Origin of the sequence: Streptomyces yatensis (assembly GCF_018069625.1) — a bacterium.
GTDB classification, from domain to species: domain Bacteria; phylum Actinomycetota; class Actinomycetes; order Streptomycetales; family Streptomycetaceae; genus Streptomyces; species Streptomyces yatensis.
On sequence record NZ_CP072941.1, the window covers coordinates 9,632,100 to 9,649,417 of the forward strand.

The window sequence follows — 17,318 nt, forward strand, 5'->3', positions numbered from 1 at the left end:
GCGATCCGAAACGGGCGGCGCGCCTCCATAGGGTGCGCCGCCAGGTCACGCGGGTGATCGTAACGGCGGTCGTCCGCGGAAACGGGGGCGCGGGAAAGGTTGGCAGGAAGGTGGCAGCGCGACCCCGCCCGGCCGCGCACCCGACATCACCCACTACGGCTGCGCTACACTTCCCGGGTCCTGTTGTCTCCGATAGAGGTGGACGTTGCGTATCTGAGGTTCGCGATCATCGCGCGGTACGGCACAAGCCGTAGCCCGTCACGTCGTAGCCGGCCTTCTCGCCGCCCGTGACCCGCGTGAATGCGACCTCGGTGCATCAGCCGTCCCTCACCCTTCGGAGGGCCGCACCCGTTTTCCCGGCTTGGTCGCCGCGTGGTGCTCGCATACGTAGCCCCTTTTCACAGCGCTTGCGAATGCGAGAACACCATGGCAGCATCCCCCACCCCCAGCGCCTCCGTGACCTGCTCGGCCGTGTCCTTCCAGTGGCCGGACGGCACCACCGTCTTCGACGGGCTCTCGCTCGGCATCGGACGGGGCCGCACCGGCCTCGTCGGCACCAATGGCAGTGGCAAGTCCACCCTGCTGCGGCTGATCGCGGGCCGGTTGCGTCCCGCTCAGGGGTCGGTGACCGTCGGCGGCAGCCTCGCCTACCTTCCGCAGAACATCACCCTCGACACCACCCTCCGCGTCGACCAGGCCCTGGGCATCGCCGAGCGGCGCGCCGCCCTGAGCGCCATCGAGGCGGGAGACGTCGACGAGGCCCACTTCGAGACCATCGGTGACGACTGGGACGTCGAGGAGCGGGCCCTGGCGACACTGGGCTCACTCGGACTCGGCGGTGTCGAATTGGACCGCACCGTCGGCCATCTCTCCGGCGGGGAGACCGTACTGCTGCGCCTGGCCGCCCTGCTCCTGGAGCGTCCCGACGTCCTGCTGCTCGACGAACCCACCAACAATCTCGACCTGTTCGCGCGGCGGCGGCTCTACGACGCCGTCGACTCCTGGCGCTCCGGTGTGCTGGTCGTGGTCAGCCACGACCGTGAGCTGCTGGAGCGGGTGGACCGCATCGCCGAACTGCGGTCCGGGTCGGTGACCTGGTACGGCGGTGGCTGGTCCGCCTACCGGGAGGCGCTGGCCACCCAGCAGGAGGCGGCCGCGCGGATGCTGCGGGTCGCCGAGGCGGATGTGCGTCGGCAAAAACGCGAACTGGAGGAGACCCACATCAAACTGGCTCGCCGTCAGCGGAACAGCAAGAAGATGGACGTCGAGCGGCGGGCTCCGAGAATCGTTGCCGGTGCCCGCAAGCGCTCCGCGCAGGAGTCGGCCGGAAAACTCCGCGACCTGCAGGAAGACCGGCTCCACGAGGCGCGCGAGCGGCGAGAGGAGGCCGCCGAGGCGGTCCGCGACGACGCCGAGATCCGGGTGAGCCTGCCGCACACCGCCGTGCCCGCGGGCCGCACCGTGCTCAGCCTGAGTGAACTGCGCCCCCGGTACGGCGCGTTGCGCGAGGCCACCCTCCATGTGCAGGGGCCCGAACGCATCGCGCTGGTGGGGCGCAACGGGGCGGGCAAGACCACCCTGCTGCGCACCCTCACCGGCCAGCTCGCCCCGCTGTCCGGGGAGGCCACGGCGTTTGTGCCGCTGCGGTTCCTCCCCCAGCGGCTGGATGTGCTGGACGACGAGCTGAGCGTGGCGGCGAACGTGGCGCGCCGGGCGCCCGGGATCACCGACAACCAGATCCGCTCCCAGCTCGCGCGCTTCCTGTTCAAGGGGGCGCGGGCGGAACAGCCGGCGGGCACCCTCTCGGGTGGCGAACGTTTCCGGGCCGCCCTCGCGGCCACCATGCTCGCCGCACCGGCCCCGCAGCTGCTGCTGCTCGACGAGCCGACCAACAACCTCGACGTGGCCAGTGCGCGGCAGCTGACGAGCGCGCTGGACTCCTACGAGGGCGCGCTCGTGGTCTCCAGCCACGATCTGCCGTTCCTGGAATCGATCGGCATCACCCGGTGGCTGCTGGTCGGCGAGGAGCTGCGGGAGACCGGCGCCGACGAGGTCAAGGATCTGCTCGAGGCGTCGTCCGCGGCCGAGGGAGTCGCTGAGAGGAACTGAGACGAGCCGGGACCTCACCCGCGGCATCACACGGTGAATGCCACACGGCGGAACGTCGGACCGCGGACGTCACACGGCGAACGTCACACGGCGGACGTCATACGGCGAACGGGTAGGTTTCGGGAGCCTCGCCCCGCTCCCAGCCGGCGGTGCGCTCCAGCGGTTCGAGGGCGCGTGTCTCATCGATGTGGATGACCGCGTCGAACTGGTCCGCCACCCGTGCGAGGAAGTAGTGGCTCTGCCGCTCGGTGTCCGGGCGGTAGATCACTCCGATCGCGCGCTCCAGCAGCGCCGACGTCAGCCGCTCCCGGGCGAGTGGAGCATGGCCGAAGTCGAGCAGGAACTCCTTCTCCCCGGCCTCGTGGAAGAGCTCTTCGATGCTCTCCTCGAGGGCGGGGCGCACCCGCTTCCGTGCCGCGGGCGATCCCCAGTCGTCAGCCGCCGTCACGGTGCCCGTGTAGGTGGTGAAGCCGAACAGCCGGCAGTCGTCGGCGTGGCCTTCGCGCACCAGCTGGCCGACGTTGAGCTCGCCGCGCATGGCGGACTCGGTGGCGCGGGCGTCGCCCAGATGGGAGTTGTGCTCCCAGACCACGATCTTCGCCGGTTCCCCACGTTGCTTGCCCAGGTGCTCGGCGAGCGCGTCGAGGGTGTCCACCATGTGCCGGTCCCGCAGATTCCACGAGGAAACCCGTCCGCCGAACATCGAGCGGTAGTACTCGGCGGCGTTCCGTACGACGGTCGCGTTCCGCTGGGCGTAGAACAGGTCGTCCTCGGCCAGCAGCCCGTCCCGCCGCGCGTACTCCAGGGCATGGCGCTGCATGTCCCGCAGCTGCTCCACGATCTCGTCCTCGCAGGTCGGGCCCGCGCCGAACGCCGCCTGGAAACCGTAGACCTGACCGTCGTCCCCGTCGTGCCGCTCCAGACACGCATAGCGTTCGCGGGCGCGCGCCGCCGCGGCCGGGTCGACCCGCTCCAGATAGCCGATCACCTCATCGATCGACCGGTACATGCTGTAGACGTCCAGCCCGTAGAACCCGGCCTTCGACCGGTCGCTGAGCGGGTCGTTGTGGTCACGCAGCCACCCGACGAACTCGAGCACGGCCGTGTTGCGCCACATCCAGGTCGGGAAACGCTCGAAGCCCCGCAGGGACTCCTCGGCTGTGGCGTCGTCACCGCGCCCGCGGACGTAGCGGTTCACACGGTAGGCATCGGGCCAGTCCGCCTCCGCGGCCACGGCGCAGAAGCCCTTCTCCTCGATGAGCCGCCGGGTCATCCGCGCCCGCGCGGCGTAGAACTCGTGGGTGCCGTGCGACGCCTCGCCGATGAGCACGAAGTGCGCGTCCCCCACCAGGTTCAGCAGCGCGTCGCCCTGAGGTACGCCGTCCTCGACGGCGAGGGCCTCGCCCCGGATGAGGACCGCGTCCGTAGCGGCCTCCGCGGCGGGCGGGACCGGCGGGAGCCGCGAGGCCGCGCGCAGCAGGTCGCGGACCTCCTCGTCGGTGGTCTGGGTGAAGTCCCAGTAGGAGGCGCCGACCGCGTAGAACGGGGTGGGGGTGGTCGCGCAGATCACCTCGTCGACCATCGTCGACAGCTCCTGGCAGGTGGACTCGGGCGCGGCGGGCACCGCCACCACGATCCTGCCGGGCCGCATGCGCCGCAGCGCCTGGATGGCGGCGCGGACGCTCGCGCCCGTGGCGAGGCCGTCGTCGACGAGGATGACCGTCCTGCCCTCGATATCCGGCATGGGGCGGTCGCCGCGGTACATCCGCTGCCGACGCAGCAGTTCCCGGCCTTCCCGCTCCGCCACCTGCCGGATCGCTTCCGGTGAGATGTCCAGTCCGCGGATGATGTCCTCGTTGAGCACGACCACCCCGCCAGTGGCGATCGCCCCCATCGCCACTTCGTCCCGGCCCGGGACACCCAGCTTGCGCACGAGCAGGACATCGAGTTCCGCGTCCAGTGCGGTGGCCACCTCGTACGCCACCGGAACGCCGCCCCGGGGCAACGCGAGCACCAGCACATCGGGGCGGCCTCGGTAGTGTTCCAGACGGCCGGCCAGGACCCGGCCGGCGTCCCGCCGATCGCGGAACAGACGCTCGGACATCCCCAGTCCTCCTCCTTCGACCAGGTGCGTACGCTGCGAACAGGTCGAACGATGTGGTCCGGCCTCCTTCTTCCAGGGTGCACCTTGGGGAGCCCATCACGGGAGGCGTGGCCGGCGGGCCGCCACGTCTCTCCTGCCGGTAGCCGAAATGCGCGACAGCGAAATCAGGATCCCGTGTCCGCGCAGGTTAAGGCGCAATCAAGGTTCACTCATGCGCCCCGGCATACCTTCGGAAGCGATCTCTTTCACCAGGGATATATGAACATTTAACAGAGGGGGAGGAGGTGGCAACGCCACCGATGTCGTCGCGTCTGGCGAGAATCAGCCCGTCGCGGCGCGGGCTTGCGACTGCTTGTTGACTCTTCAGTAATGAAGTGGCTAATTTCAGCCCCGCGCCGTTTCGCGAGATTCCCGTGCCATACGTTCGACATGCGTTGCCCGAATTATCTCCCTTTCCTGCTGCGCTAGCGATTTTCGGAGAAAACATGTCATCCGCCGTGGACGCCGGCGATCTTGTCATCGGCATCACTCCCTTAGGGGAACCGGACGCCAGACTCGCCGCAGCGGTCAGCCGCGCGGGCGGTCTCGGTGTTCTCGACCTGGGAACAACGGGCCGCGAGGCCCTCCAGGCGTGGGAGGACATCGGCGAGTGGGCGGCCGACGGGCGGTACGGCGTGCGGGTCGCGGCGGGCTGTCGCCTCACCCCCGTGGACCTGCCGGACGGCACGGCCACCGGCGGCCCACCGGGTGGCGCGCCCGGTCCCCACACGGTGGTGCTCGGGGTGGATGCGCCCTGGCCGGTGGAGGCCGTCTCCGACCGCTGCCGAGTGCTGGCCGAGGTCACCGACCCGGACGAGGCGCTCGCGGCCATCCGGGCCGGAGCGCACGGGCTGATCGCCCGGGGCAGTGAGAGCGGCGGGCGGATCGGGGCGCTCAGCACCTTCGTCCTGCTGCAGCGGCTTCTCGCCGACCCCCGGGTGTCCTTGCCGGTGTGGGCCTGCGGCGGCATCGGCCCGCGCACCGCCGCGGCGTCCGTACTCGGCGGCGCGGCCGGGGTCGTCCTCGACACCCAGCTGGCCCTCCTCGCCGAATCGGGGCTCCCGGAGGACCGGGCCGCCGCCATCCGCTCCATGGACGGCTCCGAGACCACCGTCGTCGACGGGCACCGCGTCCTGCGCCGCCGGGGGCGCGGCACGCAGCATATCGAGCCAAACCTGACGGTGGGTCAGGACGGTTTCCTGGCAGCCCAGTTCGCCGAGCGGTGGCGAGATGCGGGCCGTACCGTCCGGGGCATCACCGACGCCGTCCGGGAGGCCGCGCACGAGGCCGTACGGAACGGCTCCGCCGTCTCGGCGCTGCGCCCCGGCGCCCCGCTGAGCACCCGCCTCGGCACCCGGCTGCCTCTCGCACAGGGCCCGATGACCAGGGTCAGCGACCAGGGCGCGTTCGCCTCCGTCGTGGCCGCCGGGGGAGCGCTGCCGTTCATCGCCCTCGCCCTGGCCGGACGCGAGCAGGCGCGCGCCATGCTGGAGGAGGCCGCGACCGCGCTGGACGGACGCCCCTGGGGTGTCGGTGTCCTCGGCTTCGCGCCCGAGGAGATCAGGAACGCCCAGCTCGAGGCCGTACGGGAGATCCGCCCCAGCCACGCCATCGTCGCGGGCGGACGGCCGTCCCAGGCGAAGGCGCTGGAGCGGGACGGCATCGCCACCTATCTGCATGTGCCCTCGCCGGGACTGCTGCGCCAGTTCCTCCAGGCCGGGGCCCGGCGGTTCGTCTTCGAGGGCTCCGAATGCGGCGGCCACGTGGGGCCGCGCAACAGCTTCCCGCTATGGGAGGCCCAGATCGCCGTCGTCGAGGACTTCCTCGACGACACCGCGCACGACGCGCGTCATACGGCGAATGCCCAAGGCACCCAAGGCACCGCCGGGGCCGATGACACCGACGGCGCGGGTATAGAGATCTTCTTCGCCGGGGGAGTGCACGACGAACGCTCCGCCGCGATGGTGGCCGCGCTCGCCGCCCCGCTCACCCGGCGCGGCGTCGCCGTCGGCTCGCTGATGGGCACCGCCTATCTCTTCACCGAGGAGGCGGTGGCACACGGCGCCGTACAGCCGCTCTTCCAGCGCCAGGTGGTGGCCGCCGAGCACACCGTGCTCCTGGAGACCGCCCCCGGCCATGCCACACGCTGCGTGCCCAGCCCCTTCACCGAGAGCTTCGACACCGTCAAGGAGCGGCTGCGGAACCAGGGCCTGCCGGACCGGGAGGTCTGGGAGCGGCTGGAGCGGCTGAATGTGGGACGGCTGAGGATCGCCAGCAAGGGCATGGACCGCGGGCCCGATGGCGCGTTGACTTCGGTGGACGAGGAACACCAGCTCAGCGGCGGGATGTTCATGGCCGGACAGGTCGCCGTGCTGCGCTCGGCCACCACCACCATCGCCGCCCTGCACCATGCGGTGGGCACCGGCGCCGCCGACTTCCTCACCGCACGCGCCGAGGTCGTGTGCGAGGGGCTGGGCGTGGCCTCGGCCCCGGCGGCGGCCGAGGCGCCCGCGCCGCTGGACGTGGCCGTGGTCGGCATGGCGTGCATGTTTCCGCAGGCTCCCGACCTCGCCGCGTTCTGGGCCAATGTCGTGGGCGGTGTGGACGCCGTCACCGAAGTGCCCGCCGAGCGCTGGGACCCGGCCGTCCACTACACGGGCGACAAGGACGGCGCCTCCGCCTCCAAATGGGGCGGCTTCCTGCCACCCATCCCCTTCGACCCGCTGCGCTACGGCATCCCCCCGGCCTCGCTCGGCAGCATCGAACCCGTTCAGCTGCTGGCCCTGGAGGCCGCCCGCCGGGCCCTGGACGACGCCGGCTACGGCGACCCCGGTGACGGTGGCCGGACCTTCGACCGCGCCCACACCTCCGTGGTGTTCGGCGCCGAGGCGGGAAGCGATCTGTCCAACGCCCAGACGCTGCGTGCCGTCCTGCCGCGTTATGTCCGCGAGGTGCCGGAGGGCCTGGCGGATCAGTTGCCCCGGCTCACCGAGGACTCCTTCCCCGGCATGCTCGCCAACGTCATCTCCGGGCGGATCGCCAACCGGCTCGACCTCGGCGGCGCCAACTACACCGTGGACGCGGCATGCGCGTCATCGCTGGCCGCCGTGGACGTGGCCTGCAAGGAGCTGACCGCCGGCACCAGCGACCTCGTACTGTGCGGCGGCGCCGATCTGCACAACGGCATCAACGACTATGTGCTCTTCTCCTCGGTGCACGCCCTCTCCCCGACGGGCCGCTCGCGCACCTTCGACAGCTCTGCCGACGGAATCGCGCTCGGCGAGGGCGTCGCCTGTGTCGTCCTCAAGCGGCTGGCCGACGCCGAACGGGACGGCGACCGCGTCTACGGTGTCATCAAGGGCGTCGGCTCCTCCAGCGACGGCCGCTCGCTCGGGCTGACCGCCCCGCGCCCCGAGGGACAGCGGGCCGCCCTGGAGCGTGCGTACGCCAACGCCCGCCTCTCGCCCGCCGACGTCGGCCTGATCGAGGCGCACGGCACCGGCACGGTCGTCGGCGACCGCACCGAACTCACCGTCCTGGGCGAGGTGTTCACCGACGCCGGGGCCGCACCGGGGGCGTGTGCGCTGGGCTCGGTGAAGTCCCAGATCGGGCACACCAAATGCGCCGCGGGGCTCGCCGGACTGGTGAAGGCCGCGATGGCGCTGTACACCGGCATCACACCGCCGACCCTGCATCTGACCCGGCCGAACACGGCATGGGACGCGGACCGCAGCCCCTTCGCCTTCCACACCCGGGCCCGGCCATGGGCCGCCGCGTCCGCCGAACGGGTGGCGGGGGTCAGCGCGTTCGGCTTCGGCGGGACCAACTTCCATGTGGTGCTGGCGGCACACGGCCGCGGAGCGCCACCCGCACAGGGCCTGGACGCCTGGCCCGCCGAGCTGTTCCTCTTCCGCGGGGCCGACCGGGCGGCGGCGCTGCGGGTGGTCCGCGAGACACTCGACCAGCTCGTGGCCAATGACACGGCCGGACGGCCATGGCGGCTGCGCGACCTCGCGCTGACCGCCTCCCGGCGCGCCGACGCCGGCCACGAACCGGTCCGGGTGGCCGTGGTGGCCGCGGACCTGGACGATCTGGCCGCACGATTACGCCAGGTGCTCGCGGGCGATCCGCCGGGCCCGGGGCCACGCGGAGCGGATGGGCTGCACATCGCCCCGGAGGCGGCCGAAGAGGCGGGGACCGGAGAGGCGGGGGCCGAAGAGGCGAGGACTGGAGAGGCGGGGGCCGAGCCGAAGCGCGGCAAGGTGGCCTTTCTCTTCCCCGGGCAGGGCAGCCAGCGGCCCGGGATGTTCGCCGACGCCTTCGTCACCTTCCCCGGACTCCAGCGCCAGTTGCGTCACGGACGCGCCTACGCCGACGCGCTGTATCCCCCGGCCGCCTTCGACGAGGCCGGGCAGGCGGCACAGCGCACCGCCATCACCGACACCCGGGTGGCCCAGCCCGCACTGGGCATGGTCGGGCTCGCCGCGTACACCCTGCTCACCTCCGCCGGGGTCCGGCCCGACATGGCGGCCGGACACAGCTACGGCGAACTGGTCGCCCTGTGCGCCGCGGGTGCCCTCGACCCCCGTACGCTGCCGGGGCTGAGCGCCGAGCGGGCGGCCGCCATCCTCGGCGCCGCCGAGGCCGCCGGGGAGGAGCCCGGCACCATGGCGGCCGTGACCGCGGCCCCCGGCGAGGTCGAGCCGGTGCTGGGGGCGGCCGGGCTCGCCGAGCGCGTGGTGACCGCCAATCACAACGCGCCACGGCAGACCGTGATCTCCGGGCCCGAGCGGGACGTCCAGGAGGCGGTGCGGCTGCTGCGGGCGGCCGGGCACTCGGCCAAACGGATCCCGGTGGCCTGCGCCTTCCACAGCCCGCTGGTGGCCGGGGCCGGTGCGCGATTCGCCGAGGCGCTGGCCCGCCATCCGGTGCGGGCGGCCGAGTTCCCCGTCTGGGCGAACCGCACCGCCGCCCCGCACGGTGCGGAGCCGGCCGCCATCCGCGCCGAACTCGCCGCCCAGATCGGCGCGCCCGTCCGCTTCGTGGCGCAGATCGAGGCCATGTACGAGGCGGGCGCGCGGATCTTCGTGGAGGCCGGTCCGGGGACGGTGCTCACCCGGCTGGTGGGGGAGATCCTCGACGGCCGTCCGCACCTCGCCCTCGCCTGCGAGGGCCGGCGTACCGGCTCCGCCGGTCCGCGGGGGTTTCTCGACACCCTCGCCCGGCTGGCCGTCGCCGGTGTTCCGGTGCGTACGGCCTGGCTGTTCCACGGCCGGGACGCGGTGGCGGCGGGCTCCGCCCCGCCACCGAAACGGCCCGGCTGGACGGTCGACGGACACCTGGTCCGCACCGCGGACGGTGAGCTCCTTCCCGGTGCGCTGGCACCGGCCCGACGTGTCATGGAGGCGACGGTGAGCCAGACCGAGCGGACGGGAGGCGGCGAGGACGGGGGCAGGGACGCCCTGATCTCGGAGTTCCTGAGGACCAGCCGGGAGATGATCGCCGCCCAGCGCGATGTGCTTCTCACCTACTTCGGTGGCGCGCCGGGCGAACGGCACGCCTCGCCACCCGCCCCGGTCGTCGCGGCCGCGCCCTTGCCCGCCGAGTTCGGCCCGGTGGCTGCTGTTCCGGTGGCCGCCACGTCTGGCGCCTCGGTGCCGGTCGCCGCCGTAGCTCCCGTATCCGCCCCGCCCGCACCCGCCACCGGGCCCGATGTGCTGCGCGCGGTCTCCGAGATCATCAGCGAACGCACCGGCTATCCGGTCGACATGATCGAACCCGACCTCGATCTCGAAGCCGATCTCAGCATCGACTCCATCAAACGCGCCGAGATCGCGGGCGAGTTGGCACGGCGACTCGGTGCCGCGGGCGCGGACACCGCCGCCCTGGGTGATGAGGAGCTGGAGGAACTGGCCAAGGCCCGTACCACCGCCGCCGTCACCGACTGGCTCACCGCCCGTCTCGCGCCGCCCGCCCCGGTTGCCTCCGCGACGGCGACCCGCGCACCGGAGCCGGTTGCGGCGGGCGTGGAGGCCGGACCCGTGGGCGTGGTCGAGCCCGAGCCCGTGTCCGAGCCCGTGTCCGAGCCCTTGGCCGTGTCCGGTGTGGCGCCCAAACGGCTGCGGCTGGTGCCCGTGCCCCTCGGCGCACCCGAGGACGGTGCCACCGCGCCGCCCGAGCTGACCGGCCGGCGCTTCGCCCTGCTCGGCGGGGAAGGTGACGGGGTGGCCGATGCGGTGGCCGCCCGACTGGGCGAGCACGGCGCCGAGACCGTCCGCCTCGCCGCCGGGCATCCGCTCACCGAGGAGGACGGCCGGGTGGACGGTGTGCTGCTGCTCGACCCGCTGGCCACCTCCGGCGCACCGGTGCTGCCGGATGCGTTCACGGCCCTCCAGGCGGCCCTGCGGCGCGCCCCGCACTGGCTGCTGGCGCTCCGCCGCGCCGACCCGCTCGCCACGCGCACGGCCGGGCTGCGCGGGGTGTTCCGTACGGTGGCGAGGGAGTACCCGGACATCGTCACCAGGCTGGTCGAGTTCCCCGCGGACCTGGCCGGGTCCGCCGACGTGGCTGGGCCTGCCGACGTGGCCGGGTCCGCCGAGGTGGCTGGGTCCGCCGACGTCACGGGGTCCGCAGAGGTGGCCGGGTCTGCCGACGCGGCTGGGCCCGCAGAGGTGGTCGGATCCGGAGAGGTGGTCGGATCCGCTCAGGTGGCTGGGCCCGCCGAGGTGGTTGGGCCTGCCGGGGTGCTCGGGTCCGCTGACGTGGCCGGGTCTGCCGAGGTGGCTGGGTCCGCCGACGTCACCGAGTCCGCCGAGGTGGCCAGCCCCGCTGACGTGGCCGATCCCGCCAAGGTGGCCGCGTCGGCCGACGCGGCCGGGTTCGGAGACGCGGCCGGGCCCGCACACGTGGCCGATTCCGCCAACGCGCCCGGTTCCCCCGACGAGTCCGGCTTCCCCGACGCACCGGACTGCCCCGGCGCGCCCGAATCCCCCGACGAACCCACGTTCGCCGACACCGTGGCCCACGGGCTGCTGGACGAACTGCTCGCCCCGGACCGTACGCCCGTCGTGCTGCGCACCGCGGAAGGGGGGCGCCACCGGCTGGACCTCGTGGAGACCCCGCTGGGCGCGCTCGCCGGTTCGGGGGCCGGGCCCGCCGGGGACGGTGCGGCGGAGGTGGCCGCGCTCGGCCTGGACCGGGACGCGGTGGTGGTCCTGGTCGGCGGGGCGCGGGGCATCACCGCGCGGTGCGCCGCCACCTTCGCGTCCGCCGCCCGCTGCCGGATCGAGTTGCTCGGCCGTACGCCGGAGCCCGTCGGCCCCGAGGACCCGGCCACCGCCGGGGCCCGCGACGAGACGGCCCTGCGCGCGGCGCTCGCGGCCCGGGGCGGGCTGGGGCCCGCCGAGATCCAGCAGGAGGCCGCCCGGATCCTGGCGCGCCGGGAGGTCGCTGCGACCATCGAGGAGCTGACCGCCCTGGGCGGCCGGGTCCGCTACCGCTCGGTGGACTTCCGCGACGCCGAAGCCGTGCTCCAGGCGGTGAAGCAGATCCACGCCGACCACGGGCGGCTGGACGGTGTCGTCTACGGGGCCGGTGTGATCGAGGACCGGCTGATCGCGGAGAAGTCCGCCGAGTCCTTCCAGCGGGTGTACGGCACCAAGGTGGAGGGGGCCAGGACGCTGCTGGACGCCCTGGCGGAGCTGCCCGAACCCCCGTCGTTCGCCGTGTTGTTCGGCAGCATCGCCGCCGCCCTCGGCAACCGCGGCCAGGTTGACTACGCGGCGGCCAACGACACGCTGGAGACCCTCGGCGCGCGCTGGCGGGACCGCACCGGCCGCCGGGCGCTGACCGTGCACTGGGGCCCCTGGGCACCGACTGGCCCCCATGGCGGGATGGTCACACCGGAGCTGGGTCGCGAGTACGCCCGGCGCGGCATCTCGCTCATCGACCCCGAGGAGGGCACGCTGGCGCTGCTGCGCGAGCTGGCCTGGGGCGAGGAGTCCGCGGGGTCCGTCGTCTACACCGCCTCGGGCTGGTGAGCGTGACGGACGAGCAGGCGCACCGGCAGCCGCCGGTGGCCATCGTCGGCATGTCCGTGCTGCTGCCCGGCTCACCGGACCTGGACACCTACTGGCGCAATCTGGTCGGCGGCGTGGACGCCATCAGCGACGTCCCGGCCGGGCGGTGGGACGCCGGGTTCTACGCCCCGGACGGCGGTGGCGACACGCCCGCGGCGCCCGATCGGGTGTACTGCCGACGGGGCGGGTTCGTGGACGAGTTCGCCCGGATCGAGGCGGCCCGGTTCGGGATCATGCCGAACTCGGTGGCCGGCACCGAACCCGACCAGCTGATCGCTCTGGGCGTCGCGGCGGCGGCCATCTCCGACGCGGGTGGTGAGGACCGGCTCCCCGACCGGCAGCGGGTGGGCGTGGTGCTGGGCCGGGGCGGCTATCTCACCCCCGGGCTGGTCCGGCTCGACCAGCGGGTGCGCACCGCCCATCAGCTCGTACGGACCCTCGGCGAGCTGCTTCCCGACCTCGAACCCGGCCAACTCGACCTCGTACGGGCCGCGTTCACCGAGCGCCTCGGCCCGGACCGGCCCGAGGCGGCCATCGGCCTGGTGCCCAACCTCGCCGCCTCGCGCATCGCCAACCGGCTCGATCTGCGCGGCCCCGCGTACACCGTGGACGCCGCCTGCGCCTCCTCGCTCGTCGCCGTCGACCAGGCGGTGGGGGAGCTGGCCTCGGGCCGGTGCGATGTGATGCTCGCGGGCGGGGTGCACCACTGCCACGACATCACCCTGTGGAGCGTGTTCTCGCAGCTGCGCGCGCTCTCGCCGAGCCAGCGGATCCGGCCCTTCCACCGCGCGGCCGATGGCCTGCTGATCGGCGAGGGCACCGGTGTGGTCGTCCTCAAGCGGCTCGCCGACGCACTCCGCGACGGCGACCGCGTCTACGCGGTGATCCGCGGCACCGGTGTGGCCTCCGACGGCCGCGCCACCGGTCTGGTCAACCCGGACCCGGGAGGTCAGACCCGGGCCGTACGACAGGCGTGGCGGGCCGCGGGCCTCGATCCGCGCGAGCCGGGCGCCATCGGACTGCTGGAGGCACACGGCACCGCGACGCCCGCCGGGGACACGGCCGAACTCGCCACGCTGGCAGAGGTGTTCGGCCCCGGTGGCACGCCGGGTGAGATGGCCGTCATCGGCTCGGTGAAGTCGATGATCGGCCACACCATGCCCGCCGCCGGGGTCGCCGGTCTGGTGAAGGCCGCCCTCGCGGTCCACTACGGCCGGCTGTTGCCCACCCTGCACTGCGACGACCCCCATCCGGCACTGGCGGCCACCCGCTTCTCGGTGCTCGGCGCGGCGGAGCCGTGGGAGGTGCCGGTACGGCGCGCCGCCGTGAACGCCTTCGGGTTCGGCGGGATCAACGCCCATGTGGTGCTGGAGCAGCCGCCGGTGCCGGTGCCGGTGCCGGTGGCGTCGCGCGCTGCGACCGTCGTCATCGAACCGGAGCGGGTGCTGGCGCTGGCCGCGGACACCCCGGAGCGGCTGGCCGAGCTGCTGGCGGCGGACGACGCGACCGTACGGACGACGGTGACGGGGCGGGACGCCCGTACCCGGCTGGGCATCGTCGCCCCCACCGCCAAACGGCTCGCGCTCGCCCGGCGCATGGTGGCCAGGGGCCGCCCCTGGCGTGGCCGCAACGACATCTGGTTCACCCCCGCGCCGCTGCTCGGCGCTGGCTCGGCGGCCACGGGGAAGACGGCCGCGGGGAAGGTGGCCACGGGGAAGGTGGCCACGGGAAAGCTCGTCTTCGTCTTCCCCGGCCTCGAAGCCGAGTTCGTCCCCCGCGTGGGCGGCGTCGCCGAGCACTTCGGGCTCTCCCGTCCCGCCGGGGACCGCTTCGGCGAAGCGGCCCGCGTGGGCGATATCGGTCGCCATGGCGTCGGTGTCTTCGGCGTGGGCCGGCTGCTGGACGCGGCGCTGCGGCGGATGGGGGTCGTACCGGACGCGGTGGCCGGGCACAGCGTGGGGGAGTGGACCGCGCTGGCCGTGGGCGGCCTCTACGCGGGCGAGGAGGTCGACGCCTTCCTCGACTCGTTCGACCCCGATGCGCTGCGGGTGCCCGGCCTGGCCTTCGCCGTCCTCGGCGCCGGTGCGCCACGGGTGCTCGCCGAGTTGGCGGCGCGGACGGACGGCCGGATCGTGCTCTCGCACGACAACGCGCCCAGCCAGTCGATGGTGTGCGGGCCGCGCGACGATGTCGAGGAGTTCGTCCGGGCCATGCGCGCGGAGGGCGTGATCGCGCAGCTCCTGCCCTTCCAGTCCGGTTTCCACACCCCGATGCTGGCGCCCTACCTCGACCCCATCCGCGCCGTGTCGGAACGCTTCGAGTTGCTCCTGCCGCCCAGGATCCCCGTCTGGTCCGGAACGACCGCCGCACCGTATCCGGCGACCGCGGCGGAGGTGCGCGAGCTGTTCATCCGCCACTTGCTGGAGCCGGTGCGTTTCCGGCTGTTGACCGAGGCCCTGTACGAGGCGGGGTTCCGCGCGTTCGTCCAGGTGGGCACGGGCCAACTGGGGTCGCTCATCACCGATACGCTGCACGGCCGCGACCACCTGGTGGTGGCCGCCAACTCCCCCCACCGCGACGGCGTCTCCCAGCTCCGCCGCGTGGCCACGGCCCTGTGGACGGAGGGAGTGGAGGTGGATCCGGCACTGCGAAGCGAGGCTGCAGCCTCGCGGGCGAAACCCACGCTTCCCCCGGTACGGCTGGACCTGAACGGTTCGCTCGTCTCGCTCAGCGAACCGAGGCTGAGCGAACTCCGCAATGTGGTGGGCAATCGTTCCTCCCTCGGCTACCGCCGGGACGTGCCCCCTGGGCGGTGCGGGTGGGCACCACCCCACCCGCACTCGGCAACGGCGAGTACACCCCAGGGCGCGCCCCCGCACCCGCACGCTCCTTGGACCGCCGAACTACTCGCCCTGCTCGACGAGACCGCCACCACCGCGACAGCGGTCATCGCGGCAAGTCGCCCACCGACCGCGCGCACCCACGATCTGCGGGTCTCCACCGAGACCATGCCCTACCTCCATGACCATTGTTTCTTCCCTCAACGCCCTGGCTGGCCCGATGAGTCGGACCGCTGGCCCGTGGTCCCGGCCACCACGATCGTCCAGCACCTCATGGACGCGGCGGAGCACACGGCGGCGAAGCACACAGCCGCTGAACACACGGTGGCGGAGCATACGGCCGGAGGGCCCGTGGCCGTCGCCGTCCACGGCGCCCGCTTCGACCAGTGGGTGACCGCGTCGCCCCCCAGCACTGTCCCCGTCACCGCGACCCCCACCTCGGCGGGCCACTACACCGTCACCTTCGGCCGCAGCGCCCGCGCCACCGTGGAAGTCGCTCCCCGCCACCCCGCGCCCCGCCCCACCCCCTGGCCCAGCGACCCCGCCACCGAGCGCACCCCCGACCACACCGCACAACTCATCTACACCGAGCGCTGGATGTTCCACGGCCCGGGCTTCCAAGGGCTCACCGAACTCACCGCGATCGGTGCTTCGCACATACGCGGCACGCTCACCACACCCCCCGCGCCCGGAGCGCTGCTGGACAACGTCGGACAGCTCCTCGGCTACTGGATCATGGCGACCCGCACCGAACGGACCGTGGTCTTCCCGGTCGGCATGCGTCTGATGCGCTTCTTCGGCCCGCATCCGGCCCCCGGCACTCCGGTGGAGTGCCTGATCAGGATCACCTCGCTGACCGATACCACCCTGGAGGCCGACGCACAGCTGCTGATCGGCGGCCAGGTGTGGGCGGAGCTGTCCGGCTGGCAGGACCGCCGATTCGACAACCACCCCGACACCCGCCCGGTGGAGCGCTTCCCGCAGCGCAACACGCTGTCGCGGCCCCAGCCGGGCGGCTGGGTGCTGCTCCATGAGCGCTGGCCCGACCTGGCCTCCCGCGACCTGATCATGCGTAACCACCTGGGCAGTGACGAGCGCACCGCCTATGCACACCAGCCGCCACGCGGCCGCAGACAGTGGCTGCTGGGCAGGATCGCGGCCAAGGACGCCGTGCGCCGATGGCTCTGGGACCATGGCGAAGGCCCGGTCTTCCCCGCCGAGATCGGGATCCGCGAGGACGCCCGGGGGCGCCCGTACGCCATCGGCGTGCACGGCCGGACCCTGCCCGAACTGGCGCTCTCGCTGGCACACCGGGCCGAGACCGGGGTCGCCCTCGTGGTGCCGCGCCACGCGAACGGCGCCACGGGCCCCGGTATCGCCCTCGAAGAGGTCACCGACCACGATGACGTGGCCGTCGCCCTCGCCCGACCGGAGCGGGAACTCCTCGCGGCCGTGACGGCCCGGACCGGTGGATCACCCGCCCGCTGGGCCACCGCCTTCCGGGCCGCGAAGGAGGCGGTCGCCACGGCGGAGGGGACGGGGCCCCGCGACCGGCCACGGGACCTGACCATCGCCGAGGTACGGCCGGGAACGGGCCGCCCCGACGCGCCACCCGCCCGGCTCGTCGTCGAGGTGGCGGCCACCACCCCCGGACAGCCTCCGCGCCGCTACGAAGTCCACACCATCACCGTCGCCAACCCGCCCGGACTGCCGGACCGGGACTACGCCGTGGCCTGGACGACCGGCCCGGACCACCAGGAACAGGACGAGGAGAGCGACCAGTGACCACCGTCAATCAGACCGCCCCGTCAGCCACCGCGGACGCACCGGTTGAGGCACCGGTCAGCGCGCCGGAAGCCGACGCACCGGCCGTGCTCGCGGAGATATCCGGGATGCTCCGGACGATGCTCGACGAATACGGCCTCGACGATATCGAGATCACCATGGAGACCCGCTTCACCGAGGATCTGGAGCTGGAGAGCATCGACCTGGTGACACTGGCCGGCAGCCTGGAGGCCCGGTACGGCAGACAGGTCAACTTCGCGGAGTTCGTGGCCGATCTCGAGCTCGACGAGATCATCGACCTCACCGTGGGCCGGCTCGTCGAGTATGTCGTCCGGTGCCTCAGAGCCGCCCGGGAGCGCTGAC

The 17,318-nt window shown here is 73.1% G+C and carries 5 protein-coding genes; 4 read left to right on the forward strand and 1 reads right to left on the reverse strand.

Annotated elements, in window-relative coordinates:
• The first annotated feature begins 426 nt into the window (after positions 1-426).
• Positions 427-2,109: an ABC-F family ATP-binding cassette domain-containing protein gene (locus J8403_RS40230; RefSeq protein ID WP_211127488.1), complete on the forward strand. Its 1,683-nt coding sequence runs from the start codon at positions 427-429 to the stop codon at positions 2,107-2,109.
• Between the two features lie 97 nt (positions 2,110-2,206).
• Here J8403_RS40230 and J8403_RS40235 read toward each other — a convergent pair whose 3' ends face one another.
• Entirely contained in the window at positions 2,207-4,213 is a 2,007-nt protein-coding gene (locus tag J8403_RS40235) for an erythromycin esterase family protein (protein ID WP_211127489.1), read from the reverse strand.
• A 485-nt stretch (positions 4,214-4,698) separates the two neighbouring features.
• On the opposite strand from J8403_RS40235, the gene J8403_RS40240 reads away from it, so the two are divergent.
• From J8403_RS40240 to J8403_RS40250, 3 genes are read left to right on the forward strand one after another with little or no spacing between them, the layout of a single operon-like run.
• Complete coding sequence (locus tag J8403_RS40240; protein ID WP_211127490.1) at positions 4,699-12,291, forward strand: type I polyketide synthase; 7,593 nt, start codon at positions 4,699-4,701, stop codon at positions 12,289-12,291.
• On the forward strand, positions 12,288-16,955 hold the full coding sequence (locus tag J8403_RS40245) for a type I polyketide synthase (protein ID WP_211127491.1): 4,668 nt from the start codon (positions 12,288-12,290) through the stop codon (positions 16,953-16,955). The genes J8403_RS40240 and J8403_RS40245 overlap by 4 nt, the downstream gene beginning before the upstream one ends.
• On the forward strand, positions 16,952-17,317 hold the full coding sequence (locus J8403_RS40250) for an acyl carrier protein (protein ID WP_425519869.1): 366 nt from the start codon (positions 16,952-16,954) through the stop codon (positions 17,315-17,317). Before J8403_RS40245 ends, J8403_RS40250 begins: the two co-directional genes overlap by 4 nt.
• Position 17,318: the final 1 nt, after the last annotated feature.